Source organism: Streptomyces violaceoruber, assembly GCF_033406955.1.
GTDB lineage: Bacteria > Actinomycetota > Actinomycetes > Streptomycetales > Streptomycetaceae > Streptomyces > Streptomyces violaceoruber.
In genome coordinates, this window is sequence record NZ_CP137734.1 from 4872564 (window position 1) to 4874321 (window position 1758).

Genomic DNA, 1758 nt, shown 5'->3' on the forward strand with positions numbered 1-1758 from the left:
CCCTTCGTGTGCGCCGGGCCGGTCAGCCGACCGTCGCCAGGCACTGCCGGACGCGGTGCCGGGTCAGCTCCCAGGCGGCGTCGAGCCCCACCGCCCGGGCCCGCGAGGCGTCGTCGGTGAACCGCCGGTGGGCGCGGCGCTCGCGGTACAGCAGCAGCGTCAGGTTCACCAGGAACGGCATCATCCCGTCCCGGTCGTCGGCGCGGTCGGCCACCTCCACCTCGATGCGGGCCCGCGCCCCGGGGACGTCGCCGAGGAGCATCCAGAGCTGGGCCAGGTCGAGTCCGGGCAGGTACAGGGCGCTGCTCGCCCAGTCGATCAGGACCTGCCGGCCCCGGCTGCGGACCACGTTCGCCAGCACCAGGTCGCCGTGGCCGAACTCGCGGGGCTCACCGGACAGTTCGAGGAGCCGGAGCAGGTCCGCCCAGTGCGCGTCGTCGAAGACGCCCTGGGCGTGCACCCCCTCCAGCATCCCCCGGTAGTCCACCGCCCACGCGCCGGCCGCCGCGGGCCGCCAGTGCCGCAGCCGCTCCACGGCCTCCAGCACCCCGGCCAGGTCCTCCCGGGAGACCGGAGTGACCGGGAACCGGTCCGGCGCCAGCACCTCTCCCGTGAGCCGCTCCATGACCAGCACGGCCCGCTCCCGGTCGGAGGCGAACCGCCGCGGCACCGGCACCGGCGGGGGCACCGCGTCGAACAGGTCGTAGGTGTCGATCTCGCGCAGGCACTGGCGCCGCCAGTCGGGCGTGCGCACCTTGGCCAGCGCCTCGACGCCGTCCAGCTCGCCGCCCACCACCAGCGAGGTGCGGCTGCGGTAGACGACCTCCCCGGGGGCGAAGCCGGGGCACACCTCACGGGCCAGCGCGATCAGCGCGCCGTCGGCGGCCGTCGGCGCACCGGTCTGGACATCGGACTCGGTCTTCAACGGGTTCTCCTTCACCGGCGCAGGAATTCGACGAGGCTCTTGTTCACCGCGTCCGGCGACTCCAGGTAGCCGTAGTGCCCGCAGTCGGGCACCAGCTCGTACTCGGCGCCGGGGATCGCGTCGGCCACCTCCCGGCCCAGGTGGGGCGGGGCGATCAGGTCGTCCTGGAAGGCGACGACGCGGGTGGCGGCCCGGATGCCGCGGTAGGCCTCCCGCCGGTCGCCGTCCACCCGCACCCCGAGCTGGGCCCGGTAGCCCGCACCGGAGCGCCGGGTCAGTTCCAGCACGTCCAGCCAGTCGCGGGCCTGCACGTCGTTGTCGAGGGTGCGCGGCGACAGGTTCTGCATGGCCTGCACGACCGCCTCGTAGGCGGCGGGCAGCCGGATCCCCTGGTCGTACAGCTCCATCTCCGCGCGGCACAGCGCCTCGCGCAGCGCGTCCGGGCGGGCCCGGGTCGCCATCAGGACCAGCCGGTCCACGAGGTCGGGCCGGGACAGGGCCAGCTCCTGGGCGATGTGCGCGCCCATCGAGATGCCGGCCACCCGGCAGGGCCCCAGCCGCAGTTCCTCGACGAGGGCCGCCGTGTCGGCGACCAGGTCGTCGATGCCGAAGCCCCCGGGGCACTCCTCGCTCGGCGCGATGCCCCGGTTGTCGAAGCTGATCACCCGGAACCCGGCGGCGACCAGCGCGGGCACCTGGTGCAGGTGCCAGGCCCGGCCGCTGCCGCCCGAGCCCATGACGAGCAGCACGGCGGGCGCGTTCTGCGCACCCGCCGGGGGCGCGTCGTCGTAGTAGTTGATCCTGATGCCGTTGACGGTGAGGACGGGCATGGC

The 1758-nt window shown here is 74.8% G+C and carries 2 protein-coding genes; both read right to left on the reverse strand.

Annotated elements, in window-relative coordinates; translation table 11 throughout:
* Window positions 1–22: 22 nt before the first annotated feature.
* Window positions 23–925, reverse strand: a complete 903-nt coding sequence (gene hasP, locus R2E43_RS22005) for a 3-hydroxyasparagine phosphotransferase (protein WP_093456358.1) — start codon at window positions 923–925, stop codon at window positions 23–25.
* 11 nt (window positions 926–936) lie between these two features.
* A complete protein-coding gene (locus R2E43_RS22010; protein WP_003975579.1) occupies window positions 937–1755 on the reverse strand; it encodes an alpha/beta fold hydrolase in 819 nt (272 codons plus the stop codon).
* Window positions 1756–1758 lie beyond the last annotated feature (3 nt).